Origin of the sequence: Tepidamorphus sp. 3E244, assembly GCF_046159835.1 — a bacterium.
Classification (GTDB): domain Bacteria; phylum Pseudomonadota; class Alphaproteobacteria; order Rhizobiales; family Tepidamorphaceae; genus JACKJK01.
This window is the reverse complement of record NZ_JBJXCY010000001.1, coordinates 1,103,577-1,121,199: the sequence shown is the minus strand read 5'-3', so window position 1 is coordinate 1,121,199 and position 17,623 is coordinate 1,103,577. Positions and strand designations below refer to the sequence as shown.

General features: G+C 64.2%; 17 protein-coding genes. 10 read left to right on the top strand and 7 right to left on the bottom strand.

Annotated elements, in window-relative coordinates; all coding sequences use genetic code 11:
• The first annotated feature begins 192 nt into the window (after positions 1-192).
• The 6 genes from lptF (at position 193) to rsmA (ending at position 8,006) form a co-directional block, all read left to right on the top strand.
• Complete coding sequence (gene lptF / locus ACKTEK_RS05360; RefSeq protein ID WP_409164209.1) at positions 193-1,413, top strand: LPS export ABC transporter permease LptF; 1,221 nt, start codon at positions 193-195, stop codon at positions 1,411-1,413.
• Positions 1,414-1,419: 6 nt separating this feature from the next.
• The gene (lptG, locus tag ACKTEK_RS05355) at positions 1,420-2,499 is read left to right on the top strand and encodes an LPS export ABC transporter permease LptG (protein ID WP_409164208.1); all 1,080 of its coding nucleotides are present in this window, start codon (positions 1,420-1,422) and stop codon (positions 2,497-2,499) included.
• 151 nt (positions 2,500-2,650) lie between these two features.
• Complete coding sequence (locus ACKTEK_RS05350) at positions 2,651-5,017, top strand: LPS-assembly protein LptD (RefSeq protein ID WP_409164207.1); 2,367 nt, start codon at positions 2,651-2,653, stop codon at positions 5,015-5,017.
• Positions 5,018-5,118: 101 nt separating this feature from the next.
• Positions 5,119-6,081: a SurA N-terminal domain-containing protein gene (locus tag ACKTEK_RS05345; protein WP_409164206.1), complete on the top strand. Its 963-nt coding sequence runs from the start codon at positions 5,119-5,121 to the stop codon at positions 6,079-6,081.
• Between the two features lie 15 nt (positions 6,082-6,096).
• The gene (pdxA, locus tag ACKTEK_RS05340; RefSeq protein WP_409164205.1) at positions 6,097-7,152 is read left to right on the top strand and encodes a 4-hydroxythreonine-4-phosphate dehydrogenase PdxA; all 1,056 of its coding nucleotides are present in this window, start codon (positions 6,097-6,099) and stop codon (positions 7,150-7,152) included.
• A 2-nt stretch (positions 7,153-7,154) separates the two neighbouring features.
• Complete coding sequence (rsmA, locus tag ACKTEK_RS05335; RefSeq protein ID WP_409164889.1) at positions 7,155-8,006, top strand: 16S rRNA (adenine(1518)-N(6)/adenine(1519)-N(6))-dimethyltransferase RsmA; 852 nt, start codon at positions 7,155-7,157, stop codon at positions 8,004-8,006.
• A gap of 4 nt (positions 8,007-8,010) precedes the next feature.
• Here the strand turns inward: rsmA and gmk are convergent, their stop codons facing one another.
• From gmk to fabD, 7 genes are all read right to left on the bottom strand, one after another.
• A complete protein-coding gene (gmk, locus tag ACKTEK_RS05330) occupies positions 8,011-8,670 on the bottom strand; it encodes a guanylate kinase (RefSeq protein ID WP_409164204.1) in 660 nt (219 codons plus the stop codon).
• Positions 8,671-8,680: 10 nt separating this feature from the next.
• The gene (locus tag ACKTEK_RS05325) at positions 8,681-9,583 is read right to left on the bottom strand and encodes a YicC/YloC family endoribonuclease (RefSeq protein WP_409164203.1); all 903 of its coding nucleotides are present in this window, start codon (positions 9,581-9,583) and stop codon (positions 8,681-8,683) included.
• 25 nt (positions 9,584-9,608) lie between these two features.
• The gene (gene mltG, locus ACKTEK_RS05320) at positions 9,609-10,778 is read right to left on the bottom strand and encodes an endolytic transglycosylase MltG (protein WP_409164202.1); all 1,170 of its coding nucleotides are present in this window, start codon (positions 10,776-10,778) and stop codon (positions 9,609-9,611) included.
• Between the two features lie 168 nt (positions 10,779-10,946).
• Positions 10,947-12,215 (bottom strand): beta-ketoacyl-ACP synthase II, encoded by a 1,269-nt coding sequence (fabF, locus tag ACKTEK_RS05315; protein ID WP_409164201.1) that lies wholly within the window; start codon positions 12,213-12,215, stop codon positions 10,947-10,949.
• A 75-nt stretch (positions 12,216-12,290) separates the two neighbouring features.
• Entirely contained in the window at positions 12,291-12,527 is a 237-nt protein-coding gene (locus ACKTEK_RS05310) for an acyl carrier protein (RefSeq protein WP_409164200.1), read from the bottom strand.
• 292 nt (positions 12,528-12,819) lie between these two features.
• The gene (gene fabG, locus ACKTEK_RS05305) at positions 12,820-13,569 is read right to left on the bottom strand and encodes a 3-oxoacyl-[acyl-carrier-protein] reductase (RefSeq protein WP_409164199.1); all 750 of its coding nucleotides are present in this window, start codon (positions 13,567-13,569) and stop codon (positions 12,820-12,822) included.
• Positions 13,570-13,602: 33 nt separating this feature from the next.
• A complete protein-coding gene (gene fabD / locus ACKTEK_RS05300; protein ID WP_409164198.1) occupies positions 13,603-14,535 on the bottom strand; it encodes an ACP S-malonyltransferase in 933 nt (310 codons plus the stop codon).
• Positions 14,536-14,867: 332 nt separating this feature from the next.
• Here fabD and rpsF point away from each other — a divergent pair, with 332 nt between their 5' ends.
• The 4 genes from rpsF to rplI all read left to right on the top strand — a co-directional run bounded on the left by rpsF (position 14,868) and on the right by rplI (position 17,397).
• Positions 14,868-15,353, top strand: a complete 486-nt coding sequence (rpsF, locus tag ACKTEK_RS05295) for a 30S ribosomal protein S6 (protein WP_409164197.1) — start codon at positions 14,868-14,870, stop codon at positions 15,351-15,353.
• A gap of 3 nt (positions 15,354-15,356) precedes the next feature.
• Positions 15,357-15,611, top strand: a complete 255-nt coding sequence (gene rpsR / locus ACKTEK_RS05290; RefSeq protein WP_409164196.1) for a 30S ribosomal protein S18 — start codon at positions 15,357-15,359, stop codon at positions 15,609-15,611.
• A 163-nt stretch (positions 15,612-15,774) separates the two neighbouring features.
• Positions 15,775-16,728, top strand: a complete 954-nt coding sequence (locus tag ACKTEK_RS05285) for a hypothetical protein (protein ID WP_409164195.1) — start codon at positions 15,775-15,777, stop codon at positions 16,726-16,728.
• Between the two features lie 39 nt (positions 16,729-16,767).
• Positions 16,768-17,397 (top strand): 50S ribosomal protein L9, encoded by a 630-nt coding sequence (gene rplI / locus ACKTEK_RS05280; protein WP_409164194.1) that lies wholly within the window; start codon positions 16,768-16,770, stop codon positions 17,395-17,397.
• Positions 17,398-17,623 lie beyond the last annotated feature (226 nt).

The window sequence follows — 17,623 nt, the reverse complement described above, 5'->3', positions numbered from 1 at the left end:
CTTTCGCCGGGCGCCGATGCTATCGCGCCGTCTGGGGGCGCGCACCCCCGATTGAAACGCGTACCGCCGGAAATATGCCCCAATGGCAGGCAATCAACGGGTGCGCTGCGCAAGGCTTCAGATGACGACACGCCGCGCCGATGGCGCTAAGGTGCGCGCAACCTGAATCGGACAAGAGTGTAACGCGTCGTCATGTCTTTGATCGGTCGATACATTTTCCGCCAGATCGTGTTCGCGCTCTTGCTGACGCTGACAACGCTGGTGGTGCTGCTGTGGTTCAGCCAGGCGCTGACGCAGGTGCGACTCGTCATGTCGCAGGGGCAGACGTTCTGGCTGTTCGTGCAGGTGACGACGCTGGCGCTGCCCGCGTTGATCTCCGTCATCGGGCCGGTGGCGATGGTGATCGCCATCATCCATGTGCTGAACCGGCTGAACAGCGATTCCGAACTGGTGGTCGTGACCGCCGCCGGCGCGCCGCGCATGCAACTCGTCGCACCGGTCATGACGGTGGCATTCATCGTGATGATCGCAACGGCGGCCATCAGTCTGTACCTGCAACCGATTGCGGCAAAGCAGTTCCGCGCGGTGATGACGCAGGTGAAGGCGGACGTCATCGCCTCGATGGCGCAGGAAGGCCAGTTTACGCGACTCAACGCGATGACGCTGCACATCCAGTCCCGCGGGCCGGACGGTACGCTGAACGGACTGATGGTCCATGACATGAGCGACCCTGCGAACATCTCCACATACCTCGCCGAACGCGGACGCATCATCGAGGAGAACGGCGGCTCGTACCTGGTGATGGAGCGCGGCAGCCTGCAGCGCGCGGGCCAGACGCCTGAATCGATCACGATGGTCGGCTTTGACAGATACGTGTACGATCTCAATCACTTCGCCGATGCGCGCGATGTTGCGATCTACCATTCGCGTGAGCGCAGCACGCTGGAACTGCTGTTCCCCGACACCAGCGAAGCCTACTATCAGGAGAACGAAGGGCGCTTCCGCTCCGAACTGCACGAGCGGGTGTCCTCCATGCTTTATCCGATCGCCTTTGCAGCCATCGCGCTGGCCATGGTCGGGTTCGCTCGCACGTCCCGCGAAAGCCGGACTTCGCTGGTGCTGATCGCCGTGGTCTGGATCGTCGGCTTGCGCATACTGGGTTTCGCCGTGGCCAACCTTGCGCGGCAGGCTGTGTGGCCGGTGTTCCTGATGTATGCCCTGCCGCTTTCAGCCATCGCGCTGGCCCTGGCGATTGCCTTCGGTTACACGCGCGGGCTTGAAGCCATCGCCCTGCATTACTGGAACCTCATCCCGCGTGAAGCGATTGCGCGGCGCACGGGGTTGCGGTGGCTCGCCGACACCATGCGTCCGGCCCTTCGCTCGCTGATGCGCCAGTCCGGGTTTGCAAGCTAAATGATGATGTCGGGAAAGCTGTGGCGGTACATCTCCGCCCGGTTCGCGTTCAACGTCTGCCTGGTGCTGTCGGTCGTCTGCGGCATCATCTTTGCCGTTGAATCCGTTGAAAACCTGCGGCGTGCGTCCAATTCCGATGCCGGGATCGGGATCGTGTTTGCGCTGTCGGCGCTGCGGCTTCCCTGGCTGGCCGAGCAGGTGATGCCGTTCGCGCTGCTGATCGCCACGATGATGACGTTCCTGTCGCTTGGGCGCAGCCACGAACTCACGGTTGCACGCTCGACAGGCATGTCGGTGTGGCAATTCACTGGTCCCGTGCTGCTCATCACGCTGGCCTTCGGGCTTGCATCGACGCTCGTGCTGAACCCGCTGGCCGCCAACCTGCTTGCACTGCACAGCACGGTGATCGACGAGAACCTGCGCACCGAGGCCGGCGTCGAGCATCACCGGTGGATCCGCCAGGGTGGCGCGGCCGATGGCGGTTCCAGCGTCATGTATTCCAGGCTCAGCCAGAATGTCGGGCAGGAGCTGTCGGGCGTGACCGCCTTCGTTTACGGGCCGACCGGGCAGTTCCAGCGACGCATCGAGGCGGAGAGTGCAACGCTCACGCCGGGGCGCTGGGATCTGACCAACATGTGGACCTACGTGCCGGAGGAAAAACCGATCTTTTCGGAGACCGGTTATTTGCCGACAAACCTCAGCGCGGAACAGATCGGCCAGTCGCTCGGGAACCCGCAATTCGTGTCGTTCTGGGCGCTGAGACAGCAGATCGAAATCTGGGAGCGCGCGGGCCTCAACGCGGATGCGTTCCGCCTGCAATACCAGTCACTTCTGGCCAGACCGTTGCTCTATCTGGCCATGGCGGTTATCGCCGCTAGCGTTTCATTGAGACTGTTTCGATTTGGCAACATATCCAACATGATTCTGGGTGGTATCGGGGCCGGCTTTCTGCTTTATGTTGGGGCCAAGGTTACGGGGGATTTGGGAGTCGCCGGCGTGCTCAACGCGTCGGTTGCTGCTTGGGCGCCACCACTGGTGGCGTGCTTTTTGGGGACGACGGTTCTTCTCTTCCAGGAAGACGGTTAGTTCCCGAAGCGGTGGGGCGGCCCCTTTCCGACCGGTTCGCGTGGTCATTTCCACGTTCCGATCCGGCGGAGATCAAAGGGCGGCCATGCCGCACACGGTGGGGAAAATAGCGGGACTGCGAACGAACGCGATGGGGTCTTGTGAGGCAGTGTTGACGCGCGCGCGCGGCGGCCGGCTGGTTGCTGCGAGCGTTTTCGCGTGTCTGACGGCGCTGACGGTTCTCGTCGCGCCGGCGCTGTCGAATCGTGCCCCCGCGCAGGCGCAGGCGACGCAGGATGCCAGCGGCGCACCGGCCAACGTGGTCTCCACCCCCTTCGGCGAATTCAATCCCGACCCGAACGAGCGCATGCTGCTCGAAGCCGATGAGCTGATCTACGACTACGACAACCAGATCGTCACCGCCGTCGGCAACGTCCAGATCTACTACACGGGCTACGTGGTGATCGCCGACCAGGTCATCTACGACCAGAATTCGGCCCGCCTGAAAGCCGTTGGCAACGTGCGCATCACCGAGCCGAGCGGCAATGTCATTTTCGCGGAATCCTTCGACCTGAACGAGAACCTGCGCGACGGCTTCGTTCAGTCGCTGCAGGTCGTTGCCCCCGACGATTCCCGCTTCGGCGCGGCAAGCGCGGAGCAGCGCGATGACCAGTACATATTCAACGAGGGCAGCTTCACGGCCTGCCCGGCCTGCGAGGAAAACCCGCGCAAGCCGCTGACGTGGCAGATCAAGGCTGCCCGGATCATCTACGACCGCAAGGAGCAGATGGTCTATTACGAGAACGCCCGCTTCGAGTTTCTCGGCGTTCCGGTGGCCTATGTTCCCTACTTCTTCCACGCCGCACCCGAGAACAAGCGCCAGTCCGGCTTCCTCGCCCCGGAACTCGAGTTCTCCAGCCGCCGCGGCCTGGGCGTCGGCACGCCGTATTACTGGGTCCTGGCGCCCAACAAGGACCTGACGATCACGCCGGTCGGGTTCACGAACCAGGGCCTGATGCTGAAGGGGCACTACCGCCACCGCGTCGCCAACGGCACGGTCCAGCTTCGCGGCGCCGGCATCAGCCAGCTTGATCCGGACGAGTTCGAGGCTCCCGGCAACGAGCGCGAGCGCGGCTATATCGAGGCCTGGGGTCGCTTCAACATCAACGAGTTCTGGGACTGGGGCTTCGACGGCATCCTGGTTTCGGATCGAACCTTCATCGGCGATTACCGCCTCGACACCTTCTCGCGCGGTCGTTCGCAGTTGTTCCTGACCGGGCTTTCGACACGCAACCACTTCAAGGCGCGCGCGGTGCACTACACGGTGCTGAACGAGCGCGACTACCAGGACGAACTGCCGGTCGTGCACCCGGTCATCGATTACAACTACGTCCACGGTCAGAGCATCGCAGGCGGCACGCTGCGGGTGAATTCCAACCTCACCAGCCTGACGCGCGACGAAGCCGACTACATGCCGCTGAATGCAAGCTGCGACGAGAACAATCCCGCGACGATCAACGACAATGATTGCTTCCTGCGCGGCGCGCCGGGCACCTTCACGCGCCTGTCGTCTGAAGCCGACTGGCGGGCAACGCACAATCTCGGCGGCCACCTGCTGACGCCCTTCCTGTCTGCCCGCGCCGACCTGTTCTACGGCAGCGTCGATGATCCGGACGGCCTGGTGAACCAGTTCACGGATGTCGACGACCGCTCCATCGCCCGCGGCATGGTGTCGGCCGGCATGGAGTGGCGCTACCCGCTGCTGGCAACGCACACTGCCGGTTACAGCGTGTTCGAGCCGATCGTGCAGGTCGTGGCGCGGCCCGATGCCAACAATCAGTCCGGCAACGAAATCGTCAACGAGGATGCGCAAAGCTTCGTCTTTGACGACACCAACCTTTTCGCGTGGAACAAGTTCTCCGGCTACGACCGGATCGAGGGCGGCAGCCGCGCCAATGTCGGCGTCAAGATGAAGACGAAGTTCAACAACGGCTACACGGTGGACACCGTCATCGGCCAGAGCTTCCACCTGGGCGGGGACAACCCGTTCCCCACCGACTCCGGACTTGAGTCGGATCGTTCGGATTATGTCGGCGCAATCTACTTCTCGCCGAACCCGATCTTCCGCCTCGCCGCCAAGGGCCGATTCGACGAGGACGACTTCTCCCTGAAGCGCGCCGACCTGCAGGCTGCTGTGACGACATCGCGTTTCAGCGGCTCGGTCACCTATTCCGCGATCGATGCCCAGCCCACGCTCGGCTATTCCGACGACCGTGAGGAAATCGCCGGTACTGCGTCGCTGAAGCTGCACGAATACTGGTCGGCCTTCGGCTCGGTCCGCTACGATATTGCCGATGCCCGCGTGCTCTCGCATTCGGTGGGTCTGAAATACGAAGACCTTTGCTACTCGGCCTCCATCGTCTACGAGAACATCAACTTCTCGACCGACGAGGTCGAGGCGGACGAGCGCATCATGTTCCGCTTCTCGCTGCGCCACCTGGGCGGCTCGCAACTGTCGACCAACCTGCCCGGCAATTGATCGCAGCGCGCACTGGCGTCACATTGGCGCCGATATCGGCGCATACTGCATGCCGCACACAGCGGCGTGACGCCGCAACAATGACAATCAGCGGGATGAGAATGACGCCTTACACCAACACCGCGATCCGGGTGCGCGCGACCTTCGGACTTGTGTTCGCTGCAGCCATCATGCTCGCCATCAACGTCGCCCTTCCGGCGACCGCATCGGCGCAGACCCGCGTCGTCGCGCTTGTGAACGACGAACCGATCACGTCCTACGACGTGTCCGCGCGCGCGAAGTTCCTCTCGGTCGTCTCGCGCAAGGGCAGCCAGAAGGCGATGAACTCTGCAGCCCTGGAAGAACTGATCGAAGAGAAGCTCAAGTTCCAGGAAGCCAAGCGCCTCGGCCTGAAGGCGCAGGACAGCGCCATCGAGAGTGCCTATGGCAGCATTGCCCAGCGGCTGAAAATGTCGTCAAGCCAGCTCACCACCGCGTTCAAGAAGTCCGGCGTCAATCCCGCAACGCTGCGCCAGCGGCTGGAAGCCGATCTCGTGTGGGCCGACGTCGTGCGCCAGCGCTTCCGCGAAGAGGTGCGCATCCGCGAGCAGGACGTGCTCAACGCGATGGGCGACAGCGACACGCCCGCCGAAGAGCTGACGACGCAGTACGAGCTGCAGAAAATCATCGTCATTCTGCCCAAGGACGTCTCCCAGTCTCAGCTTGCCCAGCGCATGAAGACGGCGCAGACGGTGCGCAGCCAGTTCCAGAATTGCGATTCCACACACCAGCTCACCCAGCAGTTCGAAGGCGTAGTCTGGGACCGGTTTGGCCGCAAGGTGCTGACCGTCTTCGACCCGGAAGATCAGGAGCGGCTCAAGGCGACCGGCGACAACCAGATGACCGAGCCGCGCCGCACCAAGAACGCGCTGGAAATGTATGCCGTGTGCTCGCGCCGCGAGATCAAGGACGACACCGCAGCCCGCAAGGAAGCCCAGAGCGAGTTGATGAACGATCGTGGCCAGGTCCTTGCCCGCCGGCTGCTGATCGACCTCAAGCAGAGCGCGCTGATCGTCCGCAAATGATCCTCGAGGCCGGCCATGACTGCCGGTGACGGCTCTCTCCCGCTTGCACTGACCATTGGCGAGCCGGCCGGTATCGGGCCGGAGCTTGCGGCCATGGCATTCCTGCGCCGCGAGGAACTGGGCCTCCCCCCGTTTGTGCTGATCGGTGGCGGTGAGATCGTGGCGGAACGCGCGCGTGCGTGCCGGCTCGGCGAGCTCGAACTGGTCCGCGTGGAAGCGGGTTCGCTTTCTGCGGCCGCGTCCCTCTTCCAGACGTCTTTCCCGGTCCTGGAGCTTGCTTCTCCGTCAGGTCCGAGCATTGCAGGAAAAACGGATACGGCGCAGGCGGGCCTCGTCACGGGCTCCATCGAGGCAGCCGTGCGGCTAACGCTCGCAGGCGAACTGTCCGGTGTCGTCACCAACCCGATCTGCAAGGAAACGCTCTATGCGGCGGGTTTCCGCTATCCCGGTCACACCGAGTATCTCGGCGCGCTGGCGAGCGACCATCTGGGCCATGCCGTGCATCCGGTGATGATGCTGGCGGGCGCAGACCTGCGGGTCGTGCCGGTGACCGTCCACATTCCTTTGAACGCCGTTCCGGACGCCCTGAGCACAGACCTCATCGTCGAGACGGTGGAGATCGTCGTCCGTGATCTGAGGTCCCGCTTTGGGGTGGATGCGCCGCGCATTGCAGTCGCCGGACTGAACCCGCACGCGGGCGAAGGCGGCACGATCGGGCGCGAAGACGTGGAGACGGTCGCGCCGGCCATCGCGCAATTGCAGGCCAAGGGCTTCGACGTGCGCGGCCCCCTGCCCGCCGACACCATGTTCCACGCCCGCGCGCGCAGCGGTTACGACGCGGCGGTCTGCATGTATCACGACCAGGCGCTGATCCCGATCAAGACCATCGCCTTCGACACCGGCGTCAACGTCACGCTCGGGTTGCCCTTCGTGCGCACTTCGCCCGACCACGGCACCGCGTTCGACATTGCCGGGACCGGCAAGGCGAATGTCGCGAGCCTTGCCGAAGCGCTGAAGATGGCAGCAAGGTTGGCTACAAACCAGCGAATACCTGCGGGCGCGAGCGCATGAGCATGCAGGCGCTGGACGCGCTGCCGCCACTGCGCGACGTGATCGCTGAACACGGCCTGCGTGCGACCAAGGCGCTTGGGCAGAACTTCCTGCTCGACCTCAATCTTACCCGCAAGATCGCGCGCGCCGCCGGACCGCTGGAGGGTGTGCACATCCTCGAAGTCGGCCCCGGTCCCGGCGGTCTGACACGCGCGCTGCTGCTGGAAGGTGCCGCGAGCGTGACGGCCATCGAGAAGGATGCGCGCTGCCTCGAGGCGCTGGCGCAGGTCGCACAGGCCAGTGACGGCCGGCTGACGGTGATCGAGGGCGACGCGCTTCAATTCGACCACCGCGAACTGATGGCGGGCCGCGACGGGCCGAAGCGCATCTGCGCCAACCTGCCCTACAATGTCGCCACGCCGCTGCTGACCAACTGGCTCGGCAGCGAGCCGTGGCCCGCGTGGTTCGACCGGATGGTGCTGATGTTCCAGCGCGAAGTGGGCGAACGGATCGTCGCGCAGCCGGGCGACGATGCCTATGGCCGGCTCGGCGTTCTGACCGGATGGCGGACCCATGCGCGCATCGTGTTCGACGTGCCGCCGCAGGCCTTTTCACCGCCGCCGAAGGTGATCTCGTCGGTCGTGCAGCTCGTGCCGAAAGAGGTCCAACACCCTTGCGACCTCAAGGCACTGGAGACGGTGACGCGCGCAGCCTTCGGCCAGCGCCGCAAGATGCTGCGCCAAAGCCTCAAGCCGCTGTTTGCGGACCCCAAGGCCGTGCTGGATGAGGTCGGCATCGCCGAGACGGCGCGCGCCGAAACCGTCGATATCGCCGGGTTCGCCGCGCTCGCACGAGCACAGCAGGCCAGCGCGTAAAAGCCTATTCGAGGGCTTCCAGATCGGCGCTAAGGCGCGCCACGCCGTCCACCAGCCCGGTCTGGCGCTTGGTGGTGGAGCGGGCGGCGTGCAGGATCGCCAGAACCGTCTTCACGCTCTCCCCCAGATCGCGATTGACGACCACGTGGTCGTATTCCTGCCAGTGGCCGATCTCGACGCGTGCGTTGGCAAGGCGGCGCTTGATGGTCGCCTCGTCATCTTCCGCGCGCCGTTCCAGCCGCTCGCGAAGCGACTTCACGTCCGGCGGCAGGATGAAGACGCTGACGACATCGCCGGGCGCGGCCTTGCGGATCTGCTTGGCACCCTGCCAGTCGATGTCGAAGAGCACGTCCTTGCCGGCGGATAAGGCCTGTTCGACTTCCTCGCGCGGGGTCGCGTAGTGGTTACCGTGCACTTCGGCCGATTCGAGGAACTCGCCGGCATCGCGCTTCTTGAGGAACTGCTTTTCGGACATGAAGTGGTAGTGCACGCCTTCCATCTCGCTGGGGCGCTTGGCGCGCGTGGTCGCGGAAATGGAGAGGTCCAGGCCGTTGGCGCGCTCCTGGTCGAGAACCGCGCGCGATATCGTCGTCTTGCCCGCGCCGGAGGGCGATGACAGGACCAACATGATCCCGCGCCGTGTCGCTGTTGCGTCCTGCGCCATGCTTCGTCGCCTATTCGATATTCTGGACTTGCTCGCGGAACTGGTCGATCACGCTCTTCAGCTTCAGGCCGATGCGCGTCAGCTCCGTGTCGCTCGACTTCGAGCAGAGCGTGTTGGCCTCGCGGTTGAATTCCTGCGCGAGAAAATTGAGATCGCGGCCTACCGGCCCGCCCTTGGCGAGCAACACGCGGGCGGCTTCCACGTGGGCGTTCAACCTGTCGAGCTCCTCGCGGATATCGGCCTTTGCCGCCATCAGAACCGCTTCCTGGTGCAGGCGCTCCGGGTCGAGCTGCGGCGAGGCGTTCAGAAGATCGGAGACAAGCCCCTTGAGGCGTGCTGCGACCGCTTCGGGCCTGCGGGCGGGCAATGCATCGGCCTGCGCCGTCAGGTCGGCGACCGTGTCCATCTGCTCGGCCAGCACCGCGCCGATGGCCGCGCCTTCGCTCGCGCGTGCGGTGGCGAGTGCGTCAAGTGCTGCGGGAAAGCCATTTTCCAATGTCTTATAGAGGCCTGCATCCGGCGTGTCGGCTCCGGCATTCTCGGTCTCGAAAATGCCGCGTACGGAGAGATAGCCATCAACGGTTGCGGGCGTGGCGCCGGTCTGGCGCGCCAGTTCCTGGGCAAGTTGCTGGACGGTGTCGAGAGCGGCGCGATTGACGACGAGGCCCTGCTCGTCACCGCCCTGCTTGCGGATGGTGACCGACACGGTCATCGACCCGCGCGCAAACGCCTTGCCGGCGAGCGTGCGCAGTGCCGGCTCGATACGTTCAAAACCGGCAGGTAAGCGGAAGCGCAGGTCGAGGCCCTTGCCGTTGACAGAGCGCAACGTCCATTCCCAGTCGTGGTCCGCACCGCTGCCCGACACGGCGGCAAAGCCGGTCATGCTCGCTAGGTTGCCCACGCTGGTCGACATCGTTGCCCCCCCCCAGGCCTGGTAGCTACTGCGTTGTTGCGCCGTCTGCTGCCGAGGCACCCTGCTGCTGGCCGCGCGTCTTCTCGATTTCGCGCCACTTGGCAACATTGCGATTGTGCTCGTCGAGCGTCTTGGCGAAGGCGTGCCCGCCCGTGCCGTCGGCGACAAAGTACAGGTAGTCCGTCTCCGCCGGCTGCGAGACCGCCTTGAGCGCATCGACACCCACATTGGCGATGGGGCCCGGCGGCAGGCGATCAATCTGGTAGGTGCTATACGGATTCGGCGCGTTCAGCTCGGAGCGGGTGATGGTGCGCGACACGCCCCATGCATCGCCGCCATACAAACCGTAGATGATGGTCGGGTCCGACTGCAGCTTCATGCCTTTGCGCAGGCGATTGACGAAGACCGATGCAACCTGCGGACGCTCGGCGGCAACCGCGGTTTCCTTCTCCACGATGGAGGCCAGCGTCAGCATCTCTTCCGGGCTGTTCAGCGGCAGTTCCGGATCGCGGTTTTCCCAGGCATCGGCCAGCGCCTTGTCGAGATCGGCGCGCATCTGGCGAACGATCTGGGCGCGCGGCGTGCCACGAGTGAACTTGTAGGTTTCGGGAAGCAGCATGCCCTCGTCGGGGATCTCCTGCACCTCGTCGCCAGACAGCATATCGTGGGAATTGACCAGCGCGACGATCTGCTTGCTGGTCAGACCCTCGGCCACGGTGAGGCCATGGAGAATCGACTTGCCCGAGCGCAGCTTCTCCATGACATCGTACATGGAAGCCCCCGGCTCGAAGGCATACTCGCCGGCCTTCAACTCGCCCTGCGCCTTGTGGAGAAACACGCCGCCGGCGAAGATCAGGCCATCGTCGATGAAACCGCCCTTGTCGATGACGCCTTCATGCTTGAGCTGCTGGGCGATCTGCTGCACGCCGCGACCGCGCTGGATAACGACCGTTTTCGCTTCCGTCAGCGGGCCTTCCCGGTCGAACCAGATCTTGCCGAGATAGAGCGTGGCGCCGCCGACGATCACGCCCAGGAACAGCAGCGAGAAGAAGCCCGACATCAGCACGATGAACGGATTGCGGCGCGCCTTGCGCTTCGCCTTCGGCGGCTTCACACGGCGGCTGCGCGTCGGCATCGGGGCCGGCTCCTCGTGTTCGGTGCTGGTTTCGTCCCGGGGATTGTCGTTCTCACTCACGTGCCGATTTCCTTCAAGACTCGCGCGGATCGGGTGCGCATCGCCAACTCGTTCCATCGGCTTCCGCGCGCTTGCGCGCCAGCCGTTCGGGGCCCAGACACTAGCCGCTCCAATGTGGCAAAAGAGCGGACTTCACACCTGTCCAGCGCCACCGCGCCGACTGATGGGTCAGGCTTCGACGCGTCGCATGATGAGCGAGGCGTTCGTGCCACCGAATCCGAACGAGTTGGTGAGGATCGTGTTGATTTCGCGCTTGCGCGCAGTGTGAGGCACGAGGTCGATCTTGGTCTCGACGGATGGATTGTCGAGATTGAGCGTGGGCGGAGCAACCTGGTCGCGCATGGCGAGCAGCGAGAAGATGGCTTCCACCGCACCGGCGGCACCCAGAAGGTGGCCGATTGCCGACTTGGTCGATGACATGGACAGGTTCGAGGCCGCATCACCGACAAGACGCTCCACCGCGCCCAGTTCGATCTCGTCGCCGAGCGGCGTCGAGGTTCCGTGGGCGTTGATGTAGTCGATGTCAGAGGCTTCGATACCCGCGCGGCCAAGGGCGGACTTCATGCAGCGATAGGCACCGTCGCCGTCCTGGGACGGGGCGGTGATGTGATAGGCGTCGCCGGACATGCCGTAGCCGATCACTTCGCCGTAGATCTTCGCGCCGCGCGCCTTGGCGTGCTCGTATTCTTCCAGAACGACGACGCCGGCGCCCTCGCCCATGACGAAGCCGTCACGGTCGCGGTCATAGGGGCGCGAGCCCTTCTGCGGCTCGTCGTTGAAATTCGTGGACAGCGCACGGCAGGCGGCAAAGCCCGCGAGCGCCAGCCGGCAGACCGCACCTTCCGCACCGCCGGCGACCATCACGTCCGCATCGCCATAGGCAATAAGGCGAGACGCATCGCCGATGGCGTGCGCACCGGTGGAGCAGGCCGTCACCACCGCGTGGTTCGGCCCCTTGAGGCCGTGGCGGATGGAGATGTGCCCGGAGGCGAGGTTGATGAGGCAGCTTGGGATGAAGAACGGGGACAGCCTGCGCGGCCCCTTCTCTTCCAGGATCTTGGCGCAGTTCTCGATGCCCATCAGGCCACCGATACCCGACCCGACCATCACGCCAGAGGCTATCTGCTCTTCGTAGGTCTTGGGTTCCCAGCCGGAATCCTCGATCGCCTGCTGGGCGGCCGCAATGGCATAGACGATGAAGCGGTCGACCTTGCGCTGCTCCTTCGGCTCCATATAGGCGTCAGGATTGAACGTGTCGCCGGACCCGTCGCCGAAGCGGACAGGACAGGCGATCTTGCACGCGATGTCATCGACCTCGAACTCGGTCACGCGCTTGGCACTATTCTCGCCGGCCAGCAAACGCTTCCAGGTCAGGTCAATATTGCCGCCAAGCGGCGTGACCGCGCCCAATCCAGTTACGACAACGCGACGGAGCATGCCTCAATATCCAATGCTGCCGCGACTGTTACCAGTCGCGGCTTCGATTGCTTCGACGGACAATGACCGAAAAAGTCAGGCCGCGTTCTTCTCGAGGAACTTGACCGCGTCGCCCACGGTCAGGATCGTCTCGGCCGCATCGTCGGGGATTTCACAGCCGAATTCTTCCTCGAACGCCATGACCAGCTCGACCGTATCGAGGCTGTCGGCACCCAAGTCGTCGATAAAGCTGGCGTTTTCCGTGACCTTCTCGGGCTCGACACCAAGATGCTCAACGACGATCTTCTTCACGCGATCAGCAATGCTGCTCATAACGTCTCCTCGATACTGCGTGCGCAGAACTGCGTTCTATTTCCAATACACACCCCAACAGCCCGCTAGAACCGCCGGAGACAGGGGGAGATGAGTCCCGCTTTCAGCTTCGCCGAAACGCCGGAATTCCGCCCCCAATTCAAAGCGCCAGAGCCGGAAATCCCTAGTCGATCCCTAGCGAGTTGGACGCTCGTAACACACTTTATTTCACATTGCCAGAATAGGCGATTCCGCCATTTACCGGCATTCGGTGGGGGGTCGTTTAACCCACAACCGACGGCTTGAGAAGCCTTTAGACCATCGCCATGCCGCCATTTACGTGAAGGGTCTGTCCCGTCACGTAGGCAGCGGCGTCGCTGGCGAGATAAATCGCGGCGCTGGCGATTTCCTCAGGCGTTCCCAGCCGGTTGGCCGGGACGCGCGAAAGAATGCCTTCACGCTGCTTGTCGGTGAGCACGTCGGTCATCGCGGTCGCGATGAAGCCCGGCGCGATGCAGTTGACGGTGATGTTGCGGCTGGCGACCTCGTAGGCGAGCGACTTGGACATGCCGACGATTCCCGCCTTGGCAGCGCAATAGTTGCCCTGCCCCGGGTTGCCGATGGTGCCCACGACGGACGTGATGTTGATGATGCGGCCGGCCCGGCGGCGCATCATCTTGGCCACGGCGGCGCGTGTCAGGCGGAAGGTCGCCGTCAGGTTGACCTGGATGACGTCATCCCACTCGGCATCCTTCATGCGAAGAAACAGATTGTCCCGCGTGATGCCGGCATTGTTGACGAGGATGTCGACCTGCTCCATCGCGCCTTCGGCACGCTCGACCAGGCCTTCCACCTGCTCGGCGTCGGAGAGGTTGCAGACCAGCGGGTGAACGCGGTCGCCGAGCTTGCCGGCCAGTTCGTTCAGCGCGTCCTCGCGCGTGCCGGTGATGGCAACGGTCGCACCCTGCGCGTGCAAGGCGCTCGCAATCGCGCCGCCGATGCCACCGCTGGCGCCGGTCACCAGCGCCGTCTTGCCGGTCAGGTCGAAGGGATTGGCAGTCATTGCGTGTCCTTCCCGTCAGGTGTGCTTGAGGCCTCAGGCCTTCAGCGCGTTGACGTCGTCGGGGGTGTTGATGGCGCGCGCGGTCAGCGAGCGGTCGATGCGGCGTACGAGGCCGGTCAGGACCTTTCCTGCACCGATTTCATAAAGCGTGTCGACTCCGTTCGCAGCCATCCACAGGACGGATTCGCGCCAGCGCACATTGCCCGTCACCTGCTCCACGAGCCGGGTGCGGATTTCGGTCGGGTCGGAGATCGGCGATGCGGTGACGTTCGCAATCAGCGGAACGACCGGCGGATTGATCTGAACATTGGCGAGCGCGGCTGCCATTTCCTCGGCTGCAGGCGCCATCAGGTCGGAATGGAACGGCGCGCTCACCGGCAGGATGATCGCGCGCTGTGCACCGCGCTCCTTGGCCAGGTTCACGGCACGCTCGACGGCAGTCATGTTGCCGGAGACGACCACCTGGCCGATGGAATTGTCATTGGCCGCCTGACATATCTGGTTTTCCGCAGCGTCGGCGGCAATCTGCGCCACGACATCGAACTCCAGCCCGAGGATCGCGGCCATGCCGCCCTCGCCCACCGGCGTGGCACGCTGCATGGCCTGCCCGCGCACCCGCACGAGGCGGGCGGCATCGGTCAGCGAGAAGGTGCCGGCAGCCGTCAGCGCCACGTATTCACCGACCGAGTGACCGGCGACGTAGGACGCGGTCTCGGCGACGCCGAAGCCTTCGGCGTCCATGGCGCGGATGGCGGCCATGGAGACGGCGAGCAGCGCGGGCTGCGTGTTTTCGGTAAGCGTCAGCGTTTCTTCCGGGCCTTCCCACATGATGGTGGTGAGGCTGGAGCCCAGCGCGTCATCGACTTCCTCGAAGACTTCGCGCGCCGCCGGGAACGCATCGGCAAGGTCGCGGCCCATGCCAACCTTCTGGCTGCCCTGTCCGGGAAAAGTAAAGCAGATCGACATTTCATATTTCCTGCTTGTGCAAACTTGGGGCGCGTCTAGAACCTTTCGGCGCGGCGATGTCAAGTTTGGCAAGTGCAATCAAGTGTTGATGTTTGCCGCCATTTGCGTATAAAGCGCGCTTCCCGCGAAGGCCCGGCCGGGGGCTGAACGGAAGGCTGCAGATCGCCGTGATCGGTGAAATGCAACAGAAGGTTCGCCTTCGACTTCCCGTGTTCCCGCTCTTCGAGACCAAACGCGAACGCCTTTCATGCCCGTCCCACATGGACGTAAAGAGGCTTTCGAACGAGGCTCCGCGCCAGCCTTCGCACTGGCATTAGAAGAAAGGCGATCCCATGCCGCTTTACGAGCATGTCTTTCTGGCACGTCAGGACGTTTCGGCCCAGCAGGTCGAAAACCTGACCGAACAGATGTCCGGCATCATCACCGAAAACGGTGGTACCGTCGGCAAGAAGGAATATTGGGGCCTGCGTCCCGTCTCCTACCGCATCAAGAAGAACCGCAAGGCGCACTACCAGCTCATCGACCTCGACGCGCCGCCGGCCGCCGTCGCCGAGATGGAGCGCCAGATGGGTCTCAACGAAGACATCCTGCGCTTCATGACGATCCGCGTCGAAGAGCACACCGACCAGCCGTCCGCGATCCTGACGCGCCGTGACCGTGACGACCGCCGTGGCGGACGTGGCGGCGACCGAGACCGTGGTGATCGTGGCGACCGCGGTGGCCGCGGCGGTGACCGCGGCGATCGTGGTGATCGCGGCGACCGTGGCGGTGATCGCCCGCGCCGTGACGACAACAAATCCGAAAAGTCGGAGGACTGATCCATGAGCGCACCCAACATCGCACAGATGCCGGTTCGCCGGCCGTTCTATCGCCGCCGCAAGACCTGCCCGTTCTCGGGCGATAATGCGCCGAAGATCGACTACAAGGATCCCAAGCTGCTGCTCCGCTACATGTCCGAGCGCGGCAAGATCGTTCCGAGCCGCATAACCGCGGTTTCCGCCAAGAAGCAGCGCGAGCTGGCCAAGGCGATCAAGCGGGCCCGTTTCCTCGGCCTGCTGCCTTACGTGGTCGATTGATCCACGAGCGAACGAAAATCCGGTGCGCGACCTTATCAAGGGCCGCGCACCGCGCTTCCGGTAAACGCGAAGCATACATTCGAATGGTTGGGGCGGGCGGCACAGGCCTGATCCGTTCCTAACCGTTGCCGGCCCCAAGCCGGAGCAACGGGACAGCGAAACGATGATGAACAGCTCCCTCATAGCAGCCATTGGCGCGGGCCTTGCCGCCGCCCTGCTCTTCCTGTCGCTGACGACGGGCAGCATGCTGGCGCTGGTTCTGTTCTACCTTGCCCCCCTTCCCATCTTCATCGCCGGCTTCGGCTGGGGCCTTCCGGCCGCCCTGATCGCCAGTGGCGTTGCCACCCTCAGCGTCGCGCTTGGTGCCAGCTTCACCTATGCGGGCATCTTCGCGCTGACCGTGTGCGCGCCGACGATCTGGCTCGCCCGGCTGGCCATGCTGGCGCGCCCCGTCGATGAAACCGACCCGAACAGCCCGCGCGAGTGGTACCCCGCTGGACGGCTGGTGCTGTGGACGGCGGCGCTCGGAGCCGCATTCGCCATGTTCACCGCCTACATGCTGGGCGGCGATGTCGAGACCTTCCTGACCAATATCGACCTGACGATCCGCGAGGGCTTCCTCGGCGGCCGTGCAGCGCCCGAAGGCGTCGACCTCGACCTGCTCATCAACCTCTTGTCGCGGATGCTCATCCCGGCGTCCGCGGCGATCTGGACGGCGACCACGCTTCTCAACCTGACCCTTGCCATCCGCCTCACCGCCCTGTCCGGCCGCAGCCAGCGCGAACGCCTTGGCCTGGGGTCGATGCAGTTCGGCCCGGTCGCCGTCGCCGCCTTCGCGCTGTCCATTGCCGCTGCCCTGCTGGGGGACACGGTGGGCCTCTATTCAAAGGCTGCGGTCGGCGCGCTGACCACCGCTTTCATCGTGCTCGGCTTCGCGACCGTCTACGGCCTGACGCGCAACTCGTCGATGCAGGGTCTGATCCTGTCTGGGCTCGCCGCACTCATGCTGCTGCTGCCTTTCGCTTTCATCGTCGTGGCGCTGCTGGGCGTCGCCGACGCGCTTTTCGGCCTGCGGGCGCGGTTTTCCGCCGCCCCGCCGGCAAACCCCAACGACTGACATTCACGATCGCAAGAACCACTCAAAAGGACCAAGACAATGGAAATCATTCTTCTGGAGCGCATTCCCCGCCTCGGCCAGATGGGCGACACGGTGAAGGTGAAAGACGGCTACGCCCGCAACTTCCTCCTGACCCAGGGCAAGGCCCTGCGCGCCACCAAGGACAACATGGAGCGCTTCGAGCGCGAGCGCGCGCAGCTTGAAGCCCGCAACCTGGAACAGCGCCAGGAAGCGGAAAAGGTCGCCGAGAAGCTCGAAGGCCAGACCGTCGTGCTCATCCGTTCGGCCGGTTCCAGCGGCCAGCTCTACGGTTCGGTCACCGCACGCGACGTGTCGGTTGCACTGGACGAGGCCGGCTTCTCCGTTGGCAAGTCGCAGGTCATGCTGAACGACCCGATCAAGGGCATCGGCATTGCCAAGGTCGGCGTGCGCCTGCATGCCGAGGTCGAGACCACCGTCAACGTCAACGTTGCCCGCTCCGAGGACGAAGCCGAGCGCCAGGCCGCCGGTGAAGACGTCGTCGCCAGCGAGCGCGAAGAAGACGAAGTCACGGCGGAAGAGTTCTTCGAGGATGCCGGCCTTGCTGCCGAACTCGACGAGTCGCTCGACATCGAGACCGACGAAGACTCCGACGAGGGTTCCCAGGACGACGATCAGGCCAACGCCTGACGCTTTTCCCGCGTCCAGCAAAACGAGGCGGTGGCGCACTGGCGCCGCCGCCTTTTTGATTCGTGGTGCCACCTCCGCGAATCGCCATACACAGGCAAGCGAATTCCCGCCACACGGCTGTGTTTATCAACAGCACGGGAAATAGCGGGGAAGAGTCGCAGCGCTTGCCCGATACCGTGATTGTCAACGGAGAAAAGAAATCGCCGTCCCGCTAGACCAAGCCCGG

Bases quoted from the DNA above. Each gene is read 5' to 3' on its own strand.
- ACKTEK_RS05325 (WP_409164203.1), bottom strand. From the start codon at position 9,583: ATGTCGACCAGCGTGGGCAACCTAGCGAGCATGACCGGCTTTGCCGCC.
- ACKTEK_RS05310 (WP_409164200.1), bottom strand. From the start codon at position 12,527: ATGAGCAGCATTGCTGATCGCGTGAAGAAGATCGTCGTTGAGCATCTT.
- fabG (WP_409164199.1), bottom strand. From the start codon at position 13,569: ATGACTGCCAATCCCTTCGACCTGACCGGCAAGACGGCGCTGGTGACC.
- pdxA (WP_409164205.1), top strand. From the start codon at position 6,097: ATGACTGCCGGTGACGGCTCTCTCCCGCTTGCACTGACCATTGGCGAG.
- lptF (WP_409164209.1), top strand. From the start codon at position 193: ATGTCTTTGATCGGTCGATACATTTTCCGCCAGATCGTGTTCGCGCTC.
- rplI (WP_409164194.1), top strand. From the start codon at position 16,768: ATGGAAATCATTCTTCTGGAGCGCATTCCCCGCCTCGGCCAGATGGGC.
- lptG (WP_409164208.1), top strand. From the start codon at position 1,420: ATGTCGGGAAAGCTGTGGCGGTACATCTCCGCCCGGTTCGCGTTCAAC.
- rpsF (WP_409164197.1), top strand. From the start codon at position 14,868: ATGCCGCTTTACGAGCATGTCTTTCTGGCACGTCAGGACGTTTCGGCC.
- ACKTEK_RS05345 (WP_409164206.1), top strand. From the start codon at position 5,119: ATGACGCCTTACACCAACACCGCGATCCGGGTGCGCGCGACCTTCGGA.
- fabF (WP_409164201.1), bottom strand. From the start codon at position 12,215: ATGCTCCGTCGCGTTGTCGTAACTGGATTGGGCGCGGTCACGCCGCTT.
- rpsR (WP_409164196.1), top strand. From the start codon at position 15,357: ATGAGCGCACCCAACATCGCACAGATGCCGGTTCGCCGGCCGTTCTAT.
- ACKTEK_RS05285 (WP_409164195.1), top strand. From the start codon at position 15,775: ATGATGAACAGCTCCCTCATAGCAGCCATTGGCGCGGGCCTTGCCGCC.
- rsmA (WP_409164889.1), top strand. From the start codon at position 7,155: ATGCAGGCGCTGGACGCGCTGCCGCCACTGCGCGACGTGATCGCTGAA.
- gmk (WP_409164204.1), bottom strand. From the start codon at position 8,670: ATGGCGCAGGACGCAACAGCGACACGGCGCGGGATCATGTTGGTCCTG.
- fabD (WP_409164198.1), bottom strand. From the start codon at position 14,535: ATGTCGATCTGCTTTACTTTTCCCGGACAGGGCAGCCAGAAGGTTGGC.